4 protein-coding genes and 1 pseudogene are annotated in these 3,198 nt (G+C 72.9%); 3 read left to right on the forward strand and 2 right to left on the reverse strand.

Features of this window, described 5'->3' with window-relative positions; genetic code table 11:
- Together FUT87_RS26950 and FUT87_RS26955 are read right to left on the reverse strand one after the other, a co-directional pair.
- Positions 1-632 (reverse strand): RluA family pseudouridine synthase (locus FUT87_RS26950; RefSeq protein ID WP_147242970.1); only part of this gene is annotated, 632 nt, incomplete at its 3' end.
- Between the two features lie 32 nt (positions 633-664).
- Complete coding sequence (locus FUT87_RS26955; protein ID WP_091723514.1) at positions 665-1,141, reverse strand: tyrosine-protein phosphatase; 477 nt, start codon at positions 1,139-1,141, stop codon at positions 665-667.
- A gap of 112 nt (positions 1,142-1,253) precedes the next feature.
- Between FUT87_RS26955 and FUT87_RS31190 the strand changes: the two are divergent.
- The 3 genes and pseudogenes from FUT87_RS31190 to FUT87_RS26970 all read left to right on the forward strand — a co-directional run.
- Positions 1,254-1,658, forward strand: a pseudogene (locus FUT87_RS31190) (VOC family protein); the annotation flags it as partial.
- 587 nt (positions 1,659-2,245) lie between these two features.
- Positions 2,246-2,575: a questin oxidase family protein gene (locus FUT87_RS29600; RefSeq protein ID WP_186830799.1), complete on the forward strand. Its 330-nt coding sequence runs from the start codon at positions 2,246-2,248 to the stop codon at positions 2,573-2,575.
- Positions 2,572-3,198: MFS transporter (locus FUT87_RS26970; RefSeq protein WP_147242972.1), on the forward strand; the 627-nt coding region annotated here is incomplete at its 3' end. The genes FUT87_RS29600 and FUT87_RS26970, both read left to right, overlap by 4 nt.

Genomic DNA, 3,198 nt, shown 5'->3' on the forward strand with positions numbered 1-3,198 from the left:
AGCGGCGGCGCGTCGAGCACCGCCGGCAAGCGCAGGTCCCGCGCGTGCAGCAGCAGGCGCGGCGCGCGGGCAAGGATCTCGGGCGGCGCGTACAGCGCGTCGCCGAGGATGGGGTGGCCGGCGGCCAGCAGGTGCACGCGCAGTTGGTGCGAGCGCCCGGTGACCGGCTCCAGCTCGACGCGTGTGGTGCCCGCGGCGAGGTCGCGCTGCAGCACCCGCACCCGCGTGAGGCTGGGTTTGCCGCGCTCGGCATCGACCATCTGGCGCGGCCGGTTGGGCCAGTCGACGATCAGCGGCAGGTCGATCTCGAACGCATCGCGCGCGACCAGGCCATGCACGACGGCCTCGTAGCGCTTGTCGACGAGCCGGGCCGCGAAGGCCTCGCTGAGCGCGCGCTGCATCGCCTCGCCGCGGGCGAAGACGATCAGCCCGGAGGTCGACTGGTCCAGTCGATGGACGATCAACGCATCGGGCCAGCCTGCCGCGACGCGGGCCCAGGCGCAATCCTGCTTGTCCTCGCCGCGACCCGGCACCGACAGCAGGCCCGACGGCTTGTCGACGACGACGAGATGGTCGTCGGCGTGCAGCACCCGCGGGTCGAGGTGGGCGAAGGCCGAGGGCGAGGGCGACATGAGGGGGATCGGGACGCCGGTTCCGGCGCGCGTCAGAACTGGTGGATCCAGCCGGACTGCAGCGCCGATTGGGGATTCGATCCGGCGGCGCTGACCGCGGCGAGCGCTTCCGCCGCCGGCATGCCCAGGCGCTTGAGCACGCAGGCGGCCATCGTGCCGGTGCGGCCCATGCCGGCGGCGCAATGCAGCAGCGCGCGGTCGCCCATGCGCAGGCCCTGCGCGACCTGCTCCACCCCTTGCCGGAAGGCGGCGGCATCCGCGGCGAGGCCGAAGTCGCGCATCGGCACATGCAGCCAGCGGAACGGCATCCGGCCCTGCGCGACCGCCTTGTGATACGCCGGCGACAGCTCGGCCACCTCCTCCAGCGGATTGAGGCAGACCAGCATGTCGAGCCGGTTCAGCCGCGCCTCGTCGAGGAAGGCGCTCCAGGGCTCGCGGCGGCCCGGCATCGACTGCAGCCAGAGCCGGCCGGGGACGTCATCGGGAAGGGGCAGGGGTCGGAAAGCCATGGGCGCGATTGTCGGGTCTCCCTGCGGGGAAGAGTGTTAATAAACAAACTGTTTATTAAATCGATGAGCGGCGCGATCATGGCGCAACAACAGCAAGCACAAGGAGCTCGCCATGATCAAGATCCAGGGCCTCGACCACCTCGTCCTGCGGGTGCGGGACCTGTCCGCCTCGCTGCACTTCTACGTGGACCTGCTCGGCTGCACGGTCGAGCGCCGCCAGGACGCGATCGGCCTGGTGCAGCTGCGCGCCGGCGCGCAGCTGATCGACCTCGTGCCGCTGGACGGCAAGCTCGGCAGCGCCGGGGGCGCGGGGCCGGGCGCGGAGGGGCGCCACGTCGACCACTTCTGCCTGCGGGTCGAGTCGCTGGACGAGCCCGCGCTGCGCCGCTGGCTGACCGAACGCGGCGTGCGCGTCGATGCCTACGGCTCGCGCTACGGTGCCGAGGGCGACGGCCCGTCGCTGTACCTGTTCGATCCGGACGACAACGAGCTCGAGCTCAAGGGGCCGCCCTGGCCGGCGGGTCTGCACGAGGCGCTGGACCAGTCGGTCCGTTTCGGCCCGATGTACGGCACCGAGGCGATGCCGCTGTTCAACCATTTGCCGATGGCGCTGGGCGCGCTGGCGCGGCTCGGCGCGCCGCGCGCGGCGTTGCAGCGGCAGATCGACCACTGGGCGCCGCTGTCGCGCCCCGCCGTGGCGGACGACACGCCCGCCCCGACGGTGGAGGAGGCCTTGCTGCGCGTGCTGGACGTACCCGAGGCGCAGGCCTTCCATGTCGCGATCCGGCTGGCCTACGCGCTGCAGTCGGGGCATGCGAAGGAACTGGACGCGGCGCTGCGGACGACGGTCGGATTGACGTCGCCGCTCGGCGCGCCGGTGCCCTCGGGCCAGGGCAGCGCGCGCCTGCGCGACGTGATCGACGCGGTGCGCGCCGATCCGGCGATGGCCATGCCGGCGATGCCGGGCAGCCTGATCACGACCCGCATGCAGCACGCGGCGGCGCTGCCGGCTTCGCGGCCTACGTCGAGCGTCCGCGCCTGACGCTGGACGACCTGGCCGAGGCCTCGCTGGCGGTCTACCTGGCGCGGCACCAGTTCGCCGCGTTGCACCTGGTGACCGGCACCCATGCGTTGCGGGTGCTGCTGGCGGCGGCGGCCTCGCGCGGTCTGGTCGTCGACGAAGGCCAGGTCCTGCGCAGCGTCTGGCGGGCCTGGCTGGGCACCTACCTGTCGGACCAGCGGCCGGCGCCGGCCTGGGCGCTGGTGCATGCGGGCAGCGCGTCCGAGGACGACTGGACGCGCGAGCTGCCCGCGCTGCAGGGATCCATGAACGATCACCGCATCAAGGTCGCCGACGCCGCCCGCGAGGAGTGGCGCCATCGCGGCTGGCCCGGCTATGCCTTGTGCCTGCGCCGGGAAGGGGCCGCACAATGAGCGCCGTGCTGTCTTCGTCCGCGCCCCCTTCCGCCTCGCCGGCGCCGCTGCGCCATCCGCACCTGCTGCTCTGGGCCGTCTGCGCGCTCGCGCTGATGAGCACCGCCGGCGTCGCGCTGCCGTATCCGATCCTGGCGCCGATCTTCGTCGGCGGACCGGTGGACGACTTCACCCACTTCCTCGGCCTGCGGCCCGAGCTGCTGATGGGCCTGGCGCTGGCCGTGAATCCCGCCGGCATCCTCGTCGGCAGCCTGTTCGTGGGGCCGATGTCCGACCGCTACGGGCGCCGCCGCGTGCTCGGCATCACCATCACCGCGACGCTGGTCGGCTACGGACTGAGCGCCTTCGCGCTGGCCTCGCGGGACTATCCGCTGTTCGTGCTGTCGCGCTTCGCGACCGGGCTGACCGAGGGCAACGTCGCGGTGGTGCGGGCGCTGCTGGCGGACTGGCATCCGCAGCTGGAGCGCACCCGCAGCTTCGCCTGGCTCAACGCGAGCCTCTACATCGGCTGGCTGGTCGGCCCGCTGCTGGGCGGGCTGACGCTGCCCTGGGGCGAGGCGGTGCCCTTCATCGTCGCCGCGGTCGTGCTGGTGCCCTGCCTGGTGCTGCTGGGCCTGGGGCTG

The sequence above is a fragment of the Mitsuaria sp. TWR114 genome (assembly GCF_007997345.1).

Coding starts and splice junctions, on each gene's coding strand:
- FUT87_RS26955 (WP_091723514.1), bottom strand. CDS start 1,141: ATGGCTTTCCGACCCCTGCCCCTTCCCGATGACGTCCCCGGCCGGCTC.